This is a genomic window from Alloscardovia sp. HMSC034E08 (genome assembly GCF_001813415.1).
GTDB classification, from domain to species: Bacteria; Actinomycetota; Actinomycetes; order Actinomycetales; family Bifidobacteriaceae; genus Alloscardovia; species Alloscardovia omnicolens.
The window spans coordinates 1-17,605 of record NZ_KV812456.1 but is presented as its reverse complement, the minus strand read 5'-3'; the positions used below and the strand labels follow the sequence as shown (position 1 = coordinate 17,605).

At 47.0% G+C, this 17,605-nt stretch carries 25 protein-coding genes and 1 tRNA gene; 25 read left to right on the top strand and 1 reads right to left on the bottom strand.

Features of this window, described 5'->3' with window-relative positions; genetic code table 11:
- The first annotated feature begins 20 nt into the window (after window positions 1-20).
- The 22 genes from HMPREF2909_RS08710 to HMPREF2909_RS00075 all read left to right on the top strand — a co-directional run bounded on the left by HMPREF2909_RS08710 (window position 21) and on the right by HMPREF2909_RS00075 (window position 15,416).
- The gene (locus HMPREF2909_RS08710) at window positions 21-260 is read left to right on the top strand and encodes an HNH endonuclease (RefSeq protein WP_256375671.1); all 240 of its coding nucleotides are present in this window, start codon (window positions 21-23) and stop codon (window positions 258-260) included.
- 223 nt (window positions 261-483) lie between these two features.
- Entirely contained in the window at window positions 484-858 is a 375-nt protein-coding gene (locus HMPREF2909_RS00170) for a hypothetical protein (RefSeq protein WP_246815486.1), read from the top strand.
- The gene (locus HMPREF2909_RS00165; protein WP_071414771.1) at window positions 824-2,269 is read left to right on the top strand and encodes a phage terminase large subunit; all 1,446 of its coding nucleotides are present in this window, start codon (window positions 824-826) and stop codon (window positions 2,267-2,269) included. The genes HMPREF2909_RS00170 and HMPREF2909_RS00165 overlap by 35 nt, the downstream gene beginning before the upstream one ends.
- An 18-nt stretch (window positions 2,270-2,287) precedes the next feature.
- Window positions 2,288-3,709 (top strand): phage portal protein, encoded by a 1,422-nt coding sequence (locus HMPREF2909_RS00160; protein WP_084797165.1) that lies wholly within the window; start codon window positions 2,288-2,290, stop codon window positions 3,707-3,709.
- Window positions 3,669-4,985, top strand: a complete 1,317-nt coding sequence (locus HMPREF2909_RS00155) for a VG15 protein (protein ID WP_246815485.1) — start codon at window positions 3,669-3,671, stop codon at window positions 4,983-4,985. Before HMPREF2909_RS00160 ends, HMPREF2909_RS00155 begins: the two co-directional genes overlap by 41 nt.
- 87 nt (window positions 4,986-5,072) lie before the next feature.
- Window positions 5,073-5,145, top strand: a tRNA-Lys gene (locus HMPREF2909_RS00150).
- Window positions 5,146-5,212: 67 nt separating this feature from the next.
- Window positions 5,213-5,788: a hypothetical protein gene (locus HMPREF2909_RS00145; protein ID WP_071414770.1), complete on the top strand. Its 576-nt coding sequence runs from the start codon at window positions 5,213-5,215 to the stop codon at window positions 5,786-5,788.
- Between the two features lie 37 nt (window positions 5,789-5,825).
- The gene (locus HMPREF2909_RS00140; protein WP_071414769.1) at window positions 5,826-6,782 is read left to right on the top strand and encodes a major capsid protein; all 957 of its coding nucleotides are present in this window, start codon (window positions 5,826-5,828) and stop codon (window positions 6,780-6,782) included.
- Window positions 6,775-6,942 carry a hypothetical protein gene (locus tag HMPREF2909_RS09105; RefSeq protein WP_168165246.1) on the top strand — a complete coding sequence of 56 codons (168 nt, stop codon included), beginning with the start codon at window positions 6,775-6,777 and terminating at the stop codon, window positions 6,940-6,942. Before HMPREF2909_RS00140 ends, HMPREF2909_RS09105 begins: the two co-directional genes overlap by 8 nt.
- A 2-nt stretch (window positions 6,943-6,944) precedes the next feature.
- Window positions 6,945-7,316, top strand: coding sequence for a Gp19/Gp15/Gp42 family protein (locus HMPREF2909_RS00135; RefSeq protein ID WP_071414768.1), 372 nt, complete (start codon window positions 6,945-6,947; stop codon window positions 7,314-7,316).
- A 2-nt stretch (window positions 7,317-7,318) separates the two neighbouring features.
- Window positions 7,319-7,660 (top strand): hypothetical protein, encoded by a 342-nt coding sequence (locus tag HMPREF2909_RS00130; RefSeq protein WP_071414767.1) that lies wholly within the window; start codon window positions 7,319-7,321, stop codon window positions 7,658-7,660.
- Window positions 7,660-7,896 (top strand): hypothetical protein, encoded by a 237-nt coding sequence (locus HMPREF2909_RS00125; RefSeq protein WP_071414766.1) that lies wholly within the window; start codon window positions 7,660-7,662, stop codon window positions 7,894-7,896. The genes HMPREF2909_RS00130 and HMPREF2909_RS00125 overlap by 1 nt, the downstream gene beginning before the upstream one ends.
- Window positions 7,893-8,282, top strand: coding sequence for a hypothetical protein (locus tag HMPREF2909_RS00120; protein ID WP_071414765.1), 390 nt, complete (start codon window positions 7,893-7,895; stop codon window positions 8,280-8,282). Before HMPREF2909_RS00125 ends, HMPREF2909_RS00120 begins: the two co-directional genes overlap by 4 nt.
- Before the next feature lie 35 nt (window positions 8,283-8,317).
- A complete protein-coding gene (locus HMPREF2909_RS00115) occupies window positions 8,318-8,953 on the top strand; it encodes a phage tail tube protein (protein WP_071414764.1) in 636 nt (211 codons plus the stop codon).
- Window positions 8,954-9,034: 81 nt separating this feature from the next.
- Window positions 9,035-9,376, top strand: coding sequence for a hypothetical protein (locus tag HMPREF2909_RS00110; RefSeq protein ID WP_071414763.1), 342 nt, complete (start codon window positions 9,035-9,037; stop codon window positions 9,374-9,376).
- The gene (locus tag HMPREF2909_RS00105; protein WP_071414762.1) at window positions 9,376-9,732 is read left to right on the top strand and encodes a hypothetical protein; all 357 of its coding nucleotides are present in this window, start codon (window positions 9,376-9,378) and stop codon (window positions 9,730-9,732) included. The genes HMPREF2909_RS00110 and HMPREF2909_RS00105 overlap by 1 nt, the downstream gene beginning before the upstream one ends.
- Window positions 9,733-9,754: 22 nt before the next feature.
- Window positions 9,755-10,981: a tape measure protein gene (locus HMPREF2909_RS00100; RefSeq protein WP_071414761.1), complete on the top strand. Its 1,227-nt coding sequence runs from the start codon at window positions 9,755-9,757 to the stop codon at window positions 10,979-10,981.
- A gap of 83 nt (window positions 10,982-11,064) precedes the next feature.
- A complete protein-coding gene (locus HMPREF2909_RS00095; RefSeq protein ID WP_071414760.1) occupies window positions 11,065-12,429 on the top strand; it encodes a phage tail protein in 1,365 nt (454 codons plus the stop codon).
- Between the two features lie 16 nt (window positions 12,430-12,445).
- Window positions 12,446-13,267, top strand: coding sequence for a hypothetical protein (locus HMPREF2909_RS00090; RefSeq protein ID WP_071414759.1), 822 nt, complete (start codon window positions 12,446-12,448; stop codon window positions 13,265-13,267).
- Window positions 13,258-14,241, top strand: coding sequence for a Gp37-like protein (locus HMPREF2909_RS00085; RefSeq protein WP_071414758.1), 984 nt, complete (start codon window positions 13,258-13,260; stop codon window positions 14,239-14,241). Before HMPREF2909_RS00090 ends, HMPREF2909_RS00085 begins: the two co-directional genes overlap by 10 nt.
- Before the next feature lie 96 nt (window positions 14,242-14,337).
- Window positions 14,338-14,568: a hypothetical protein gene (locus HMPREF2909_RS00080; protein WP_071414757.1), complete on the top strand. Its 231-nt coding sequence runs from the start codon at window positions 14,338-14,340 to the stop codon at window positions 14,566-14,568.
- A 17-nt stretch (window positions 14,569-14,585) separates the two neighbouring features.
- Window positions 14,586-15,416, top strand: coding sequence for a hypothetical protein (locus HMPREF2909_RS00075; protein WP_148130744.1), 831 nt, complete (start codon window positions 14,586-14,588; stop codon window positions 15,414-15,416).
- Here the strand turns inward: HMPREF2909_RS00075 and HMPREF2909_RS00070 are convergent.
- The gene (locus HMPREF2909_RS00070) at window positions 15,413-15,643 is read right to left on the bottom strand and encodes a hypothetical protein (RefSeq protein WP_071414755.1); all 231 of its coding nucleotides are present in this window, start codon (window positions 15,641-15,643) and stop codon (window positions 15,413-15,415) included. The genes HMPREF2909_RS00075 and HMPREF2909_RS00070 overlap by 4 nt on opposite strands.
- 143 nt (window positions 15,644-15,786) lie before the next feature.
- On the opposite strand from HMPREF2909_RS00070, the gene HMPREF2909_RS00065 reads away from it, so the two are divergent.
- Genes HMPREF2909_RS00065 through HMPREF2909_RS00055 form a run of 3 tightly spaced genes read left to right on the top strand, consistent with a single transcriptional unit; the run spans window position 15,787 to window position 17,375 of the window.
- The gene (locus tag HMPREF2909_RS00065) at window positions 15,787-16,278 is read left to right on the top strand and encodes a hypothetical protein (protein WP_071414754.1); all 492 of its coding nucleotides are present in this window, start codon (window positions 15,787-15,789) and stop codon (window positions 16,276-16,278) included.
- 41 nt (window positions 16,279-16,319) lie between these two features.
- The gene (locus HMPREF2909_RS00060; RefSeq protein ID WP_071414753.1) at window positions 16,320-16,577 is read left to right on the top strand and encodes a holin; all 258 of its coding nucleotides are present in this window, start codon (window positions 16,320-16,322) and stop codon (window positions 16,575-16,577) included.
- Window positions 16,578-16,580: 3 nt separating this feature from the next.
- Window positions 16,581-17,375 carry a peptidoglycan recognition protein family protein gene (locus HMPREF2909_RS00055; RefSeq protein WP_071414752.1) on the top strand — a complete coding sequence of 265 codons (795 nt, stop codon included), beginning with the start codon at window positions 16,581-16,583 and terminating at the stop codon, window positions 17,373-17,375.
- The last annotated feature ends 230 nt before the right edge of the window (window positions 17,376-17,605 follow it).

The following is a 17,605-nucleotide window of genomic DNA, read 5'->3' as shown; positions in this document are numbered from 1 at the left end:
CCGCCTACGACACCTGCCACATCTGCGGCAAACCCGTAGACAAAAGTCTGGCAGGAACAGTGCTGCCTGGAGCTCCAGAAGTCGACGAACTCATACCAGTCAGCAGAGGCGGCTCACCTTACGACTGGGCGAACGTGAGGCTCGCGCATCGAGCATGCAACAGACTTAGAAGCAACCACACCGTCAATTGGGCGAGAACACAGCTGCACATATGCCCGCCCGCGCTAGATATGAAACAAAACGTAACAAGCCAATGGTAGCGAAACAAACAGTGAGGGGAGGATACCTCCCCATAGGGGTCGTAGCCTCCTCGGGCATAGGGCTAATCTCTCCCCAGCAAGCTTGTTATCGTAACACCCCAATCGTAACACTAGAAAATATAAGGATTTGGAGGATTTATGCAATGTAAAAACTGCGGTAGATTCTTCAAAAGTACTGGGCATGGGCGTAAACCACAGTATTGCTCTGCAAAGTGTCGTGTGGATGCTAAATCGTAAAAAGAAGCGCGGAGAAAAAACCGAAAACACCGTGCAAGAAGACGTACAACCAGTCGTTATCAATCTTCCCTCGAAAAAAGTAAAAACAACGATTAGCAATAAGGATTTAACGAAGCAATTATTTGACCGTATGTTCGACGACTCACTAGAAGATGAACTACGGTTTACTCGTGACGTGCTTCATAAGGCCTTGATTAGTCCTGATACGCCAGCGAGCGCGCTCGCAGCAATCAGTCGAGAACTGATTAATATGACAGAAAAGCTTAATAATCTTGTCGAGCAATCTAATGATGACCCATTTAACTTGAGTGAAACGGAGGATGTGTATGACAGTGGTTCCTTCGACTCCTCGCTTATCTGAAATTGCACGACATGTCATTCTACCCGAAGGTATTGTGAGTTCTGATTTCCCAAAATATGAGCGATATTTGAATCGTATTGGTGTGCATTATGATGGTTGGCAGCGAGGGCTGCTCATGGCACTTTTTGGAAAACGTGAAAACGGCGAATACGCCTGTGGTATTAGTGGCGCAATTATTAGCATTCCTCGTCAGGTGGGTAAGACTTTCACGATTGGTACTGCGATCTTAATGTACTGTGCATTGACTCCGAAAATTCAAACGATTTGGACAGCGCATCACAGTCGTACGGCGGATGAAACTTTTTTGGATATGAAAAATATCGTCCGACAGCAAGGCTTCAGTAGTCTGCTTAAAAAAGTTCGTGAGGGGAACGGTAAGCAGGAAATCGAGTTTAATAACGGTTCTCGTATTATGTTCGGTGCTCGTGAAAGCGGCTTTGGTCTTGGTATGAAGAATATTAGTTGCGTGATTTTTGACGAATGTCAGCGGTTGTCTGAGAATGCGCTCGCGACAATGATTCCTACGACGAATACTGCGAAGAATCCGTTGATTATGTTTATGGGTACTCCTCCTCGCCCGTCTGATGATGGTGAAGCGTTCGAGTCGATGCGGTATAACGCGATTAAGGGCTTAGATAATAACTGCTTGTATGTTGAGTTTAGTGCTGACCGTAATGCGGATTTGGACGATCGTGACCAGTGGAAGAAAGCGAACCCGTCATACCCGACGCGTACATCGGAGAGCAGTATTCTTCGCATGCGTAATAAGTTTTCTGATGACAGCTTCCGTCGTGAGGCTCTCGGTATTTGGGATGAAACCGTAGCGCATACTGCGATTAATTTGTCTCAATGGGATAAAGCTACAGTCCAGAAACGTGTAGATGGTGGTTTTAAGTCGTATGCGTTGGATATGACTCCTGACCGTAGCGTTCTCACGATTGGTGCGTGTATGAAATATGAGGATGGGACTTGTCATATTGAAATGGTTGACCAGCGTAATGTTGCCGAAGAGGGATTGCAGTGGGCTGTCGATTGGCTTGCGGAACGATGGGACGACACCGCTAGCGTTGTCATTGATTCGCAAAGTCCCGCAATGACACTCGTCGATGACCTACGCAAAGCAGGTATTAGAGTCACGGTTTTGCAGACGAAAGATGTGGGGCAAGCGACAGGGCGTTTCCAAGACTTGCTCGCGACAGGAAAGTTGTCGCATTTGCCTGATGGTATGCAACAGTCGCTAGCTGTCGCCGTACGAAATGTTGTTAAAAGGCCACTCGGGAAGAGTGGTCTTTTTGGTTGGAATAAGACAGGCGCAGACGTGGACATTAGCCCGCTTGTCGCATGCACGTATGCAATGCAAGGAGCATACACGTCTAAACGTCGCCCTGGCGTGCACGAATTCATCTGGTAAAAAATAGGGGAGGTTCTTATGTTTACATTACCTCAGATGGTTCAAGGTATGAGCTTAGACGACCTCACCTTGTACCGCACGTTAAAGAAGCGCTTAATGGACAAGCGCCGTCGCAACAATCTACGTAACGCATATTATGACGGTAAAAATGAGCTCCACGATATCGGATACAGTCTGCCTCATGTCGCGAGCGATATTGATATTGTTGTGGGGTGGCCAGAAAAAGCAGTAGACGTGCTCGCAAACCGCATCATCATGGACGGTATCCGCACCGCAGACGGAAGCAAAAGCCTTCCCGATAATGTGTATCAGCTTATTCAGGATAATGCGTTGTTCGAGTCTGCAGCACAAGCTCATAAATCAGCGTTGGTTAACTCGTGTGCATTCATTGCCGCGCTCGCAGGTGATACGACTATTGGTGAACCGTCTACGATTATTGAAGTGTTTACGGCGGATCATGCATCAGGCGTCTGGGATGCACGTAGGCATGGTTTGGAAGCTGCGTTGCTTGTTGAGGTTGCTGATGATGATAAAGAGACCGCTTCTGTTATTTATATGATGACGTATGAGCATACGCTTGTCATCGAGCGTGCTAATCGTGGGTGGGAAGTGGTTTCTGACCAGGCGAATACAGGGCGTATTCCGTGTGAATTGTTGGCGTATCGTCCTGATGACAGGCGTCCTTTCGGCCGTAGTCGTATTACTCGCGCGGTTATGAGTTATACGGATTCTGCTGTGCGTACGTTTCTTCGTTCGGAGCTTCAAGCTGACTTATATTCTGTCGGTTCGAGGTATTTGCTGGGGGCAGATAAGAGTATGTTTACGGATGCTCAGGGTAATAGTATCCCGAAGTGGAAGATACTCCTTGACTCTGTTCTCGTGATTCCTGATAATCCGAAAACGGGGGATCGTATCGAGGTAGGACAATTCCAACAGTCATCCTTCCAACCGCATATCGACCAGCTACGCAATACGGCTTCACTGTTCGCTGCAGCAACGTCCCTTCCGCCTGACGAATTAGGAGTCTTGACAGACAATCCTAGTTCGGCGGAGGCTATCGATAAGGCTCAGAAGGAGCTGTGCTTGCTTGCAGAATCATGTCAGGCTTCTTTTGGTTTTGCGTGGTTGAATATTTTGAAGAAGGCGCTTGGTGCTGATGCGCCTGAGCTGGTGTTGCAGTGGCGTAATCCTGCGACCCCGTCGCGTGCGGCGGCTGCGGATGCTACTACGAAACTCGTGTCTGCTGGTATTCTTCCTGCAGACAGTGAAGTGGTCTATGACATGCTCGATTTAACGGATGACCAGCGTAAGAGTTTGCGTGCGTATCAGCAGGTGAAGCGTGCGCAGGAGAGGCTTGACCAGTTGTATTCTCAGCTTGATTCTGTGAATGGAGGCTCTGATGGCGATGTCGGAAATGGAGTTCGAGAAACTACTGAATAAAGCATTAAGTAAGCATCAGGAGGTTCTCGATAGTATTATTGAGGATGCGACGTGGGAGATTGAATCAGCTTTTGATAGGGGTTGGTCGATTGATGATCTTCGATATGTTATCGAGGATAATATTCGTCTCGCGTCGCAGGAAGCAAACTCCTATTACAATACTCTTCGCCAGCTGATGATTGAAGCTGGTGAAAATCTGGATGACATGCCTGTAACGGAACTTCTTGACCCTGACCGTGCCCTCTGGCAAGTCATGGGAGGCTTCAATGACACTGATTTTATGGGATTGACTTATGGTCAGGTGAAGGCTGGTCAGTCTCGTGCGGGTATGAGTATGGAGGATTTGTGGGGTAAGCTTCCGTGGAATAATATTGATGATTTACAGGCATCTCTCGCGGATTTGATGCGTGCTTCTGACCGTTTAACTACTGATAGGAATATGCGTATTGACCCTGCTCAACCTCGCTGGGCACGAGTACCAACTGGTTTTGAAACATGTGCTTTTTGTGCGATGCTCGCTGGGCGTGGTTTTGAATATCGGTCAGCGGAATCTGCTGGGTTGGAGAACTCGTATCATTCTCGTTGTGATTGTCAGATAGTTCCTGAATGGAATGGGCATAGTATGCCTGTTCAGGATTATCATCCTGAACAGTATGCGAAAATGTGGGATAAAGCGGTAAAAGCTACGAAGTCGAAAGATTATCGTGAACGCTTGAAAACAATGCGTAAGCAGAATCCTACAAAGCTTAAAGATGGAACTCAGAATCAAGCTATCCATGAGAGACTCTGGAATGAATCAAAAGATGTATTGAGCATGAGAAAAGAGTCGAAAGGTTCATTTAAATCGTGGCAAAAACGTCAAATTCTTGCGGGGGTGCCTGTGGATGTAGATCGTCTTTATTATCACGAAACTGTCTTTCTTGAAAAATTTAAAGAGATTGGACAACAGTTTGAATGGATTCCTAAATCTGATAGTGGGGATGCTACAAATGATTTTCGATGGATCACTCACCCGAATGGTGAAACATTAGCTGAACTCAAATCGGTGAAGACTTTAAAGTATAAATCTACTGCTTTAAGAATTTCTGACGCTGTTGAAAGAGCTAAGAATCATGGTGTAGTTAAAGATACTTTTATTATTGATTATGGTGATGCTAAGCTTCCTGATAAGCTTATTTATCAGCTTTCACAATATAATAAACGACATCCACAAGGCAATATAAAAGAATTGTGGATTTGGGATTTTAATGGTTTTCAACAGATAAAGTTTCAATAGAAAAACGCGGGATAACCCTCGTTCTTATGTTCCAGTCTTGAAAGCTGGTCGGCGAGGATCCCGCGTTAATTACATGTTATCACATTCGCTTCTTTAGCTCAATTGGTAGAGCAGATGACTTTTAATCATTGGGTTGCAAGTTCGAGTCTTGTAGGAGGCACTTTCGCAGACTCCGCACGCTGCGTTATTAACCGTGCGATACAACAAATAATTAAGGAGTTTACGTTATGAAGCGTATTCCATGGTATGTCCAATTCATCACTAACCCAGCCTCGCTTGAAGGTGGTTCAGGTTCGTCTGAATCTTCACAGAATACTGAAAGTGAATCTTCAACTTCTGAAGATGAAGGTTCTGATGATTCTGCTCGTGACCAGTCAAAAGACTTTAGTCGTGCTCTTGCTAAGCGAGTTGCCCAGATTGAAGCGAAATACGCTGATTACGAGGAGTTGAAGGCGAAAGCCCAAAAATTCGACAATGGCGAATCAGCTGAAAAATCCAAGCTTGAAGAGCTCAGTAGCAAGCTTGACAAGCTTGAAGCGGAGCGTGATGCGTTGAAAAAGCAAGAAGCTCATACTCAGCTTGTCAGTAAGACTGCGAAGGAACTGGGAGTATCTGCAGAAGCTCTCAGCCTTATTTCTGGTGATGGTGATGAGTTTACGGCGAATGCGACGAAATTAGCGGAATTCCTGAAAAAGACTGACTCTCAACTTCCTCCTGCAGGAAGGCGGGCACCTCATGGTGATGATGAGAAATTGACTCCTCAACAGCGCATGAGTGCTGCATATAGTCAGTCAAAGAAATAAGTGATTATGTAACAACTAGTATGAAAGGTTTATAGTTATGGCTGTAACATTACAGGAGGCTGCGAAGCTATCCACAGACCAGCTTCAGGCTGGGGTTATCGAGACTTTCATCCAGACTTCTCCAATTTTGGATCGTCTCCCATTCATTGAAATGCAGGGTAACTCCTTCGCCTACAATAGCGAAGCGACATTGCCTGGTGTCGCATTCCGTAACGTTAACGAAGCATACGCTGAGTCTACAGGTGTGATTAATCAGACTACTGAGAACTTGTATATTCTCGGTGGGGATGCTGATACTGACCGTTTCATCGAGCAGACTCGCTCTAACGTGAACGACCAGCGTGCGGTTCAGACAGCGTTGAAGACGAAGGCATTATCCTTCGCATTCCAGGACGCATTCTTCAACGGAGACATTTCCACAAATCCAAAGGGCTTCGATGGTCTCAAGAAGCGTCTTACAGGCGCACAGGTGCTGGACGCTGACACTAATGGTCTTCCAGTGCTTGGTTCTTCTAATGCGGATATTCATAAGTTCTTGGACAAGCTCGATGAGCTCCTCGCATCCGTCAACGGCATCGACGGCACCAACGGTGCTATCTACGCGAACACGGCTATCGTAAATAAGATCCGTTCAGCCGCGCGTCATATCAGCGCCGACCTTATCATCGGTGAGGATATTGCTGGCAAGCGTGCCCCAATGTGGAACGGTATCCCAATCCTCGATGCAGGCAATAAGACCGACGGCACACCAGTCCTTCCATTGACTGAGACTCAAGGGTCTGCGTCTAATACGTCTTCTATTTACGCTGTCCGCTACGGACAGGGTGAAGGAGATACAGGTGTTACAGGTTTGACTAACGGTGGTGTCATGGTTGACGATCTTGGGCTCTTACAGGAGAAGCCTGTTTATCGTACTCGTATCGAGTTCTATACAGGTCTCGCTGTGTTCGGTGGTAAGGCCGCTGCACGTTTGAAGGGCGTTGTTAATGGCTAGTAAAACCGTGAAAGCACGTATCGAGGAATTCGACATTATCAATCAAGATGATGTCGAATTTCATGTTGTGCGCAATATTGATACTGGTGAACAAACCGTCGTTAAACACGACAGTAATACTCCAGAAACTCCTGAGACTTCTGAGACTGAAGGTGAGTAGTTATGGCAGGCGGAGAATCGTTTGCTACAACCACTGATTTGGAGATTCGATGGCATGCGTTGACTGAGTCGGAGAAAAAGCGTGCTCAAGTTCTGCTTGAGGACGCTTCTGACAAGATACGCACAGACTATCCAACCGCTATTACGACAGTGTCTGAAGGGACGTTACGGCGTATCGTGTGTGCGATGGTTAAGCGTGCTATGACCGTGCAAACGGACTATGAGGGTGTTAAGCAGATGAGTCAAACGACTGGTTCATTCGCTGACTCGTACACGTTCGCGAATCCAGATGGAGACTTGTATTTTACGTCCAGTGAGAAGCAAAGCCTCACAGTGGGCGATAATCGCGTATTTACGGTGAGTTTAGGAGGATAATCGTGGAGAAAGTTATCCTCTTGAAATCGATTGGTGTGAGTGTGGATTCTGATGGGAATAGGGTGAGCCTGCCTCCACAGGAGGGGGGCTTTTTCTATGCTCTCTGCGCTCCAGACAACACAGCATCAGCTGATGTTGCACGTGAAACAGTCGTTGAAGCATTCACTGTCTATACGCGCGATACGAGCTTTAAAATCGAGTTGGATGATGTGGTTGAGATACGTAGTAAACAGTTTACTGTCGTATCTCCTCCGCAGGTGTGGAGTCGTGACGGTGCTCGCATCATCGGTATCGTCATGCGGGTAGAACGCACGGCTGATATGCCTCAGTTAAGGGGTAGCTGATGCGACTGAAAGGCAAGCTCAAACTGTATCCTGGCGCAATGCGAACTATGATTTACAAGAATCAGCAGATGGCGAGCGCCGTGCAGAAAGCTGCAGAGATGGCGAAGAAAGCACCGAGTGTGAAAGTCAAGCGTTACGATGACTCCAAACGCTGGCGCGTAGGCGTTAGTGATTTTCCAGGGCATGAGCTCAAGCACGGTACAGTTACAGGCACTGTAGGAGGTATACGCATATGATTCCTACAATTGCTGAACGTGTCGAACCTTACTTACTAGAGTGGCTTCGTCGTGAGTTACCTGATGTGAAATTCGCTACGCGAGCTCCTGAGACAGGTGAGGATTGTGTGCTCATACTCGTCGATTACCTGCAGAAGGCAACTGACATTACGCAGAAGGCGAATGTTCGACTCACTGTCTACAAGCAAGACCCGAAGCTAAAAGTGCTTGACCTTGACGGAGCATACAAGCTCATGAGCGACGTTCAACGAAGCATCATGAAACATGCAACAACGTATCCTCTTGTGGGTGCGCAAGTTTTTACTGGTACGTCTCGCATGCGAGATGACGCGTTAAAGACTGATTGCTTGTATGCGGTGATGCAAGTCCACGTTGTAGCAAACTAAACGAAAAGAAAAATTATTAGGAAGGATGAGAGACTATGACTGATTACAGTTTCGTCTCCGACGATAATATTAAGGAGAATGTGAAGCTGTTTAAGGAAGCAGCTATTTTCCTTTTTGATTTGGATGAGAATGTTGGCATTCTTGGTGCTAACTGGCGTCCACCAGAGGGCAAGAAAGCTCTTGGTTATTTCAGTGAAGACGGTATCGAGGTTGGCAAGGAGTCAGGTGATACCACTGAGATTAAGGGGCATAATGGTGATACTGTTCTTTCGGACACGAATGGAGCATACTTCACGATTAAGACGACTGCTCTCGAAGTCAAGAAAGACACTGTTGAACTGTACTTTAGTACAAAGGTTAAGGATGATGGGACGGTAGAAGTGGATGCGAACGCTTCCGCACCACACAAGAAGCTCGTTCTCGCAGGGTTAGACCAGCATGGAAAGCTCATTGTCTGCTACTGTCCAGAAATTCAAGTATCAGAAATAGAATCGTTCAACTGGAAGAACAGCGAACTGTTTAATTTGGGCATGACTTTCCGCACATTCCGTTCCAACAGGGGGCTTGATAAGAAGCTCGACCTCGTGTTCTACGGATTGGTTGGCGGCAAGGCTGTCGCCCCTGCTTCCTCTTCTGAAACCGCTCCTGCTGGCAGTTCAGAGTCTCACTAGTATATAGCAGAAAAACGGGTGTGAGTACTTCTAGACATGCTCACACCCACTTCACATTTTTTAGCTTTTAAGGATTTTATTATGGGTACTCCTATTCAACTTGAACCATCAAGCTTGTCAGATAATACGCTCGAAGACGTGCACATTCAGTACGGTGATGTGAAAATCGATTTACCAAACCTTGCTGATACGGGCAGGCTACCGTTGGATATTGTGCAAATCGGTATCGTATACGCGGGTGGAGCTCAGCGTGTTACTCAGGAACAACAGTTCGACATGATGAGTGTTTTTCTCGCATATTTCCGTCGTGACTATCCTCAACTTGTGCTTGAAATCGATCGTAAGAGTGGGGATAAGCTTGCGGATTTGGAACGTATTGTCGTCGCATGGGTGGAAGGTAGCAAGCTTGACCCAAAAGCATAGTGCTTCTGCTCTTATGGCAAAAGTATCGTCCAGCTTTACAGGCTGACTTCATTCAAACGTGGGGTCAGCCTTTCTCATTCACGTTTTACGACTGGACTGCGCTGTGGCTTATGGCGAAGGAAATTTTGAAAGACCATTCTTCACGGTGCTGGCAGAGTTTAGCCAAGTATACGTTCTATCCGACCGTGGTTGAGCAAGCGGTGTATGTGCTGAATTCGGCGTTCTCTAAGATTGCTCGCAAGGAATCGTGGTTGCAGGAGGATAAGTTGACGAGTGAGTCTACTCTTCGGATTTCGAAGCCTGTGGATAGGCAGAAGCGCAGCAAGCTGAAAGAATTGCTCGGCGACATTGACTAACACGATTTTAAGGTGGTGAATTATGGCTGCAGAAGATATTGGCGTTTACTATATCAACGTTGTTCCGACTGGTAAGGATTTTGCGAATAAGCTGGGTGAACAGTTAGATAACGGTGCTAATCGTGCTCAGGGCATGTTCGCAAAAGCTACCTCTTTCGGTGGAAAAATGTTTAGCAAGGTCGGCAAAATCGGTTTAGGGGCTATTACAACCGTTGCGACAGGTTTAGTTGGTTTAGCCGCTAAAGGCGGTTTCGACCGTGCACTCAACATCGAGCAAGCACAAGTCAAATTGAAAGCTCTCGGTTACTCTGCAGATGATGTTAAAGGCATCATGAACAGTGCTATGACGTCCGTGAAAGGTACAGCTTTCGGTTTAGGTGATGCTGCGTCAACTGCTGCAACGCTGATTGCTGGCGGTGTGAAGCAGGGTGACGAGTTAACGAACGTGTTGAAGACTGTTGCTGATACAGCGCAGATTTCTGGACGCTCCTTCAACGACATCGGGCTTATCTTCTCTCAGGTCGCTGCGAAAGGGCGTTTGAAGGGTGATGATATGCTTCAGCTGATGAGCTCAGGCATACCAGTACTCAAACTGCTCGCAGACCACTTCCACACCACCACCGACGACGCTCAAGACATGGTCACTAAAGGCAAGGTGAGTTTCGCTGAATTCGCGGCGGCTATGCAAGAAGGATTAGGTGGCGCAGCACTCTCCTCAGGACAATCATTCAAGGGTTCGATAGCGAATGTGAAAGCAGCGCTTTCACGCTTGGGTGAGAAGTTTGAAACACCAATGCTAACTGGATTGACGAAGATTTTCAATGCGCTCATTCCAACGATTGATAATTTTAATGATGCTATCGCGCCTGTTGCGAATGTGACTGGCGCTAAGTTCACGGAATGGGCTGACAAGATCGTCCAAATCCTCGACAAATTCAATAAAGGCGTGAAAGATGGGTCTATTAATCTGCAGGATATTGCCCGTAGCATTGCTACAGCTACAGCAGGATTCGCACTCTTGTCCCAAGGCGATAAGATTGGCGCGTTCGCGACTAAGCTTGTCCCGAAGATTGGTAAAGCTCAATCGGGTATTAGTAGCGCCCTCGAAGCATTGAATAAGGGTTCTGTAGCTAAATTCGATTCCGTTCGCCAAAACTTCTACTCGTTCTTTAATAAGGATTTGCGTGAAGCCGCGACAGTGGCTGGTGACCCGTTCGCTTCCTCTCTCACGAAAATTGAGAAGGGCTAACCAAGATTAATGTCCCGTTTAAGAAGGCAGAAGGCACTGTAGCAAACAGTGTCAAAAGCTTAGGTACATTCCTTTCCGATAATGTGGGCAGTCGTCTCGCTGCTGCAGGGGAAGTAATCTCATACAAGCTTCAAGGCTTCCAACGTATCGGCGGTAAAGCTATGGTCGCTTTGCAGAATGGTTTTGAAAGCGTCCAAAAGGGCACTATCGGTAAGATAGCTTCCTCTTTGACGTCGAATATGAAGACTGTAACAGCGGGTATGGGTGATGTGTTCGGTGGGCTGGGAGGTCTTATCGCTCCGAAGCTTCAAGGCGTAACGTCGCTTATTGGCTCGTTCTTGAGCCCCTCGAGCATCATGATGGCGATTGGCGTTGGCGGTATTATTGCTGCGCTTATCGCTGGCTTAGGCATGATTGACCAGTCCATGAACGGTCAGTTAGAGCAGATGATTCAACAGTTCTTCACGAAGCTCCCTGTTTTACTGACGGATAATGTGAATAATCTGACGAATAATATTCCAACATGGATTATGACTTGCTCCAACCTGTTAAAGACTATTTTTGATGGTATTACGCAGAACGCGGGTATTATTACTGATTCTGCCGTAGAAATCATTAATAGTCTCGTTACGGGGCTTGCTAATCAGCTTCCATCGCTTGTCCCTGCAGCGTTGAATATGGTTGTCGCGCTCGCGGGCGGGCTTATTGCTAATTTGCCTCAAATGATTAATAGCGGTCTCCAGCTGTTACTTGGATTGGCTCAAGGCTTGATGAATGCGTTGCCTAATCTTATTGCTCAGGTGCCTGTGATTTTCACGAATTTGTTGAGTAATATACAGTCTAATCTGCCTCAAATACTCAGCACGGGTGGTGAGATTATCCTCACGCTTGGGACAGGTTTAATCAATTCGTTACCTCTTATTGTCTCTGCGATGGCTCAGATTGTGGTAGCAATCTTCAACGCCGTCAAAAGTACGGATTGGATTAGCGTCGGTAAAAACGTTATCAGCGGTCTTATTAACGGTGTAAAAAGTATGGGTAGCGCGCTCTTGGATGCGATTAAGAAGATCTGTGCGTCTGCTTTGGATGCGGTCAAGAGCTTCTTCGGTATCCACTCTCCATCTCGTGTTATGCGTGATCAAGTCGGTAAGTTTATTCCGCTTGGTATGGCTGTAGGTATTGAACAGGAGTCGGATTCTGTGCTCGATGCGATGGACTCGATGATGAAGATACCTCAATTGTCTGCTGATAAGTATTCTGACTTGTTTGGTGATGTTACTGGCGCGAATTTGCAAGCTGGCTTGCAGCAGCAGTTTAATTTGGTGGATACGTCTCAAAAGTTGGATACGTTGATTGGTTTGCAGGCATCGATGTTGAATGAGTTGCCTGACATTATTAATAGTAGTGTGCCGACGGTGTCGAAGCGTCAGTTCGCACGCAACTTCTAAAAGAGGAAGGATAAAGGTGAAACGGTTAACGTATCATGCAGGAAGCGTAGATAAAGTCATTAGCTTATCTGGTGATGATGGTTTGTATGCGGAAACAGTGCCTAATCTGCGTTCTGGCGAATGGACATATAAGCAGGCAGGAAAGTTCCTACCCTCTCGTGTTCGTAAGTCTAAGACAGCTCAGATTAACGTGAAAGCTATTAAGGGGCAAGCTCTTGATAGCTTTCTTGATTTAGTCGACGCGGATGTCATCAACAATACGCCAGGAATCTTGACTGCTGTAGACGATGCTGACGTGGAGTGGCAGGCAATCGTCTACATCGTCAAAGACAGCGCGCAAACAGTGTCAGAGGGTGTGAATGAATGCCAGTTGACTGTGCTCGTCGCTGAAGGAGTATGGAGAGCGAAAACTGAATATCAGTATGTCATGGATGAAATCCGCGGGGAAGGTGTAGATTTCCCATTCGATTTCCCGTTCGATTTCAGTCGCAGCGATATTTCCAGCTTTGTCAAAAACGACTCTTACATCGATAGGAGTATCGATCTTGTCGTTTACGGGCCAGTATCTAACCCGCGCATCACTATCGCCGACAACACATACGCTGTCGATGTGAATGTGGGTGCTGGTGAACGATTAGAGGCCGATAGTTTGCGCTGTTTTATTCAGCTCGTCCATACGGATGGTTCACGTGAAAGCGTGATTTCGAAAGCGCATTTTAGTGATGGGATGAATATTTTCGCGAGCCTTCCACCTCATGGTGGAGTGGTTTCCTGGAATAATGCTTTCAGCTTTAATGTGACTGTGTGGCAGGAGAGAGGCAGGGCTCCATGGGCTTAAAACTCCATATCCTCAACTCTGACGGATACACGATAGCTATACTACAGCACTATTCACTCGACCTCGCATACGGGGTCGAGGAGAACAACTTCGAACTTTCATATACGGACGAACTGCCCTCTGATGTGCGTATTAGCAATGGGTGTATGTGGATGATTCCCGACTCGGAATATGGTGGGATTATTGACACTATCGAGGATGATAATGGGAGTATTACGTTCCAGGGGCGTTCCTGGCAGGGTGTGCTCGAGCGGAAAATTCTTGAACCAACTGCGGGGCAGGATTATTTGAGAGTGCAAGGCTCATTGTCTACTGTGCTTGCTGATTTGGTTGCTCGATGTCACTTGTCCACGCTCATCGAGGCTGACAGTGAGCTTGTAAGCGTAACGGTGAGCTATCAGTTTAACCGTTACGTCAGCCTCTACAGCGGGCTGAGAAGCCTTTTCAACGCATATCAGATGACAGTCGTCGTGTACTGGGATTTAAGTAAAAATAAGCTTGTTTTATCAGCTCGCAGGCAGAATAAGCTAACTCGAGCATCCGAGCAAGTCGATTTAAAAGCAACACGAGTCTATCGTCCCGTCAATCACCTTATCGGCTTAGGGCAGGGCGAACTGAGGAACCGTGCAACAAGCCACTGGTACGCGGACAGGCAAGGCAACGTTTCCCAGTCTCAGACTTTGACTGGCGTGGATGAAGTTGAGGAAATTTACGATTATTCGAGTGAGGATAATGCGAAGCTTGCTGATGATACTCGTAAGAAATTGCTCGAGTATCAGAATGAGAGTAAAGCTGAACTCACACTCAACGACCCCACAGACGATCTCTACGTCGGGGATATCGTCTCCGCATACTCGCCTGTTACAGGCTTGAGCTTGACGAATCCTGTGGGCAAGAAGGTCGTCACTATCGACGACGGGGTTTTATCCGTTGATTATACGTTGACGTCGAAAATCACAGTAACAAACTACTAAAAATGGGAGGCTATTTTGGCTAAAGAAACAGGCTACACCTTGTACACGTGCGATAGGTGCAACGCTAGCGCGTACCTGAAGGATAAGGATAGTGCGGTGAGTGATTATACTGTCGTGCATTATTTACGTCAGAATGGTACGCAGGCTGAGTTGACTTTGGATAATAGGTGTTATCAGCAGTGGTTGACTCAGCAGTCTCGACGTGACTACTTGTTTGATAAGTGGCTCGCGTGGGGTGCTTCTAACAATAAGGAAACTGAAGCTAATAAGGCGGCTGCTGATAGAGCTGCTAAGTATGAGTCGATGGATCCAACTGCAGGTAAATAAGAGTATTTTAAGGAGTTATGATGGCTGAACTCATCGTAGGACATTCTAATAGTAAGCATGTGAGCGGCGTAGACTTCGCGCTCACGCTATCTAGCATTGTCGGTGCAGGCACATTCCAGGCACCAGACAATAATGGGAACTATCCACAGGCGGTTGTGCAGGATGCGAATACTATTCAAATTCCTGCAGGATACTTCTTTATCGATGGACGTCCGATTAGGGTTCCTGCAGCAGAACCAGTAACTATCGATAATGGTCAAACGGGTTTCAAGCGTATTGATTTGATTTGCGCTCACTATCAGGCGGACAGTGATGGCATTGAGACGGTGAAGTTTGACGTGTTGAAGGGGCGTGCTACTACTGGTACACCTGTAGAACCGTCGTTGTCGTCTCCTGCGTGGAATGTAGAGTCTACAACGAATTCACGTAAACCTATTGCTCGAGTAACGTTGGACGGTTTGACTCCTACAGTACAAATTACAGCAGAGAAACTGTCGTCTTTACATAATGTGGAATCTCAGGTAACTAGCCTACAGGCAACGAAAAGTACTACTGTGCGTTTGCCGTATCAGACTGGCGGCGCGTATACGCTTACCCGCGAAGGTAATATTGTAACCTTGGGCGGGCAAGGTACGTGCGATAGCATTCAGAATGCTGGTAATCTCAAAGTGAATGAGGCTATCCCTGCAGGCTATCGACCGACCGCCCCTATGTCCGTTTCGTGGGGTGGCAATCAAAAAATGGATATGCTTATCAAGACGGACGGAACGATAACCTTGCTCGGAAATGCTTACGGATGGGTACATATCGGCGCATCGTGGATTACGCATGATCCTATGCCGAATTAAACCGCGTATACAAGCAAGCTAAAGTTCACGCTACCGCAAACAATCGGCGTATTCACGTTTGTAGGACTATATCCTGCAGGAATAGTCTCATTAGCTGTGGAATAATTCTGCTGCCCGCTCTGCGTAAATTTCATATTACCGTTCGCTAAAACCATATTGTCTACGCGCGTGAGCGTGATAACCTCACCAAGGTATGGAACTGCTATAACCTTCACGTGTACCGGCATAGCATTACTCACCCGATAATCGAGGTTACGCTTCTTGTGTCTAAGAATTTATCCCATTTGTCCAAGTTTTTATCCGTGTTTTGTCCCATTCGTCCCAAAGTGTCCCAGACTGTCCCATATAAAAATTTTAGGAGGTGTATTATATGGTGTTTCCCTTAGCGCCTATTGCGCTCGACAATATCATCGTCGCATTGATTACCGGAATTGTCTCATTCGCGGTCGCCTACAGTACTGCGCGAGCCACACAAGCGAACAATGCTGCGTCTGCCGAAAAAATACAAGCAGAGTTAGAAGGTGAGCTGCGTAAACAGCTCGCAGAAACGGACAAACGTGTGGGCGAGTTGAGCCATTTAGTATCAGCTGAACAACGCCAGCGCAGACACGTAGAATCTAAGCTTTATGAGTTGGAACAGAGCGACAATGTGAAGACCGCGTACGTGCGTGCGATTGGGCATTGGCTTGGCGGCTTATGTGGGGTTCTTGATGAGTCGTGGATGGACGAACATCCGAAGCCGAAACTTCCTGATGAGATTAGGGCTGCTATCGAACGGACAGCAGAGAGGGAGGGGTTGAGCGTGGAAAAGGATAAAGACACGCTCAACGCGTATATGCAAGCATTATCAACCAAAGAATAGTTTAGGAGAAAAGTTATGAAGAATCATTTCACAGCGAGTTTATGTATGACACTATCGAGCGTGCTATTAAGACGGCAGCACAGGCTGCTATCGGCGTGCTCGGTACGGGTGCTGTTGGTTTGCTTACGGTGGATTGGGTGAACGTGTTGTCAGTGACTGCTATGGCAGCACTGATTAGTGTGCTTACCAGTATTGCGAGCATGGGTGCGACCGACACGTTAACCCCCGCAAGTGTTGTACCATCTATCACTCGTGAGGGTAAGCATGTGGCAAGCGTAACTACAGGAGAGGAAGAATAGTGTATGAGTATTATTCAGGAGAGAATTGTTAATAATGGGCATGGAGGCTTATCAGCCTCCTTTTTTTGTGTCCATTCCACCGCGAATCCGGGAGCGACTGCGGCTAACCATGTAAGCCTGTGGAGCCGCGACTATGAGTATGCCGTACACCTCGTATCCGACTGGACGGAAGCCTACCACACCGTCCTTTACGATCGTCTCTGCTACCAGGTGGGTAACGGTAATGGTTATGTGGAGGGTTTGGAGATTTGCGAAGCCACCAACGCAGACGATTTCGTGAAAGGTATTCGGATTGCCGCGCAAGTGGTACGTGAACGCTTAACAGCTCATGGGTGGAGCACAGACAGGCTCATCACGCATAATGACGCGTCTCAGCGTTGGGGAGGCTCAGATCATACCGACCCATTGCCTTATTTTGCGCGTTTTAATTACACGTGGCAAGACTTCGTAAACCTGGTACAGGATAGTACCTCAACAATATCAACTAATGCTGCCTCGGCAGATACAAATAATTGGAAGGATAATAACATGTTCATGGTCGAGACGACGACACCTTGGGGTTCTACTGCGTATGCTTTGCTTGGTGAGGTGACAGGAGCACGTGCTCTCACTGATATTGAAGCGCTTGGTTATGCTCAGGGATTGACAACGCATGGCAAAGTGAATTTCGACATTTATAACATGCTGATTTCGCAGGCTTGGCAACGCCATAACGATTTCTTGACAGCTATGGGTAAGGAAGTTACGGAGAGTGTCGAGGAAGCTACACAGCGTATCGTGGACGCGACCAAAAAGTAAGTGAGACTATTGAATTATTGGAATTTTCCCAATAATTCAAGGTTATTCCCCCCTCATATTGCTCTATCCTAGAGTGATGTGAGGGGGGTTTTTGTTTGTGGAGTCAGTCAGTCCCCGGTTAACCGCCGTAAGATAGGGGAAGATATAGGGGAAGAAAATTCTCCATTTGCCTGTAAACCTTGTTTTATGAGGTGTGACGGGTGGTTACGGTTAATTCCCTTATCATCCGC

Bases quoted from the DNA above. Each gene is read 5' to 3' on its own strand.
- HMPREF2909_RS00120 (WP_071414765.1), top strand. From the start codon at position 7,893: ATGATTCCTACAATTGCTGAACGTGTCGAACCTTACTTACTAGAGTGG.
- HMPREF2909_RS00160 (WP_084797165.1), top strand. From the start codon at position 2,288: ATGTTTACATTACCTCAGATGGTTCAAGGTATGAGCTTAGACGACCTC.
- HMPREF2909_RS00170 (WP_246815486.1), top strand. From the start codon at position 484: ATGCTAAATCGTAAAAAGAAGCGCGGAGAAAAAACCGAAAACACCGTG.
- HMPREF2909_RS00135 (WP_071414768.1), top strand. From the start codon at position 6,945: ATGGCAGGCGGAGAATCGTTTGCTACAACCACTGATTTGGAGATTCGA.
- HMPREF2909_RS00110 (WP_071414763.1), top strand. From the start codon at position 9,035: ATGGGTACTCCTATTCAACTTGAACCATCAAGCTTGTCAGATAATACG.
- HMPREF2909_RS00055 (WP_071414752.1), top strand. From the start codon at position 16,581: ATGAGTATTATTCAGGAGAGAATTGTTAATAATGGGCATGGAGGCTTA.
- HMPREF2909_RS00060 (WP_071414753.1), top strand. From the start codon at position 16,320: ATGTATGACACTATCGAGCGTGCTATTAAGACGGCAGCACAGGCTGCT.
- HMPREF2909_RS09105 (WP_168165246.1), top strand. From the start codon at position 6,775: ATGGCTAGTAAAACCGTGAAAGCACGTATCGAGGAATTCGACATTATC.
- HMPREF2909_RS00085 (WP_071414758.1), top strand. From the start codon at position 13,258: ATGGGCTTAAAACTCCATATCCTCAACTCTGACGGATACACGATAGCT.
- HMPREF2909_RS00125 (WP_071414766.1), top strand. From the start codon at position 7,660: ATGCGACTGAAAGGCAAGCTCAAACTGTATCCTGGCGCAATGCGAACT.
- HMPREF2909_RS00075 (WP_148130744.1), top strand. From the start codon at position 14,586: ATGATGGCTGAACTCATCGTAGGACATTCTAATAGTAAGCATGTGAGC.
- HMPREF2909_RS00155 (WP_246815485.1), top strand. From the start codon at position 3,669: ATGGCGATGTCGGAAATGGAGTTCGAGAAACTACTGAATAAAGCATTA.
- HMPREF2909_RS00115 (WP_071414764.1), top strand. From the start codon at position 8,318: ATGACTGATTACAGTTTCGTCTCCGACGATAATATTAAGGAGAATGTG.
- HMPREF2909_RS00145 (WP_071414770.1), top strand. From the start codon at position 5,213: ATGAAGCGTATTCCATGGTATGTCCAATTCATCACTAACCCAGCCTCG.
- HMPREF2909_RS00070 (WP_071414755.1), bottom strand. From the start codon at position 15,643: ATGCCGGTACACGTGAAGGTTATAGCAGTTCCATACCTTGGTGAGGTT.
- HMPREF2909_RS00140 (WP_071414769.1), top strand. From the start codon at position 5,826: ATGGCTGTAACATTACAGGAGGCTGCGAAGCTATCCACAGACCAGCTT.
- HMPREF2909_RS00100 (WP_071414761.1), top strand. From the start codon at position 9,755: ATGGCTGCAGAAGATATTGGCGTTTACTATATCAACGTTGTTCCGACT.
- HMPREF2909_RS00065 (WP_071414754.1), top strand. From the start codon at position 15,787: ATGGTGTTTCCCTTAGCGCCTATTGCGCTCGACAATATCATCGTCGCA.
- HMPREF2909_RS00165 (WP_071414771.1), top strand. From the start codon at position 824: ATGACAGTGGTTCCTTCGACTCCTCGCTTATCTGAAATTGCACGACAT.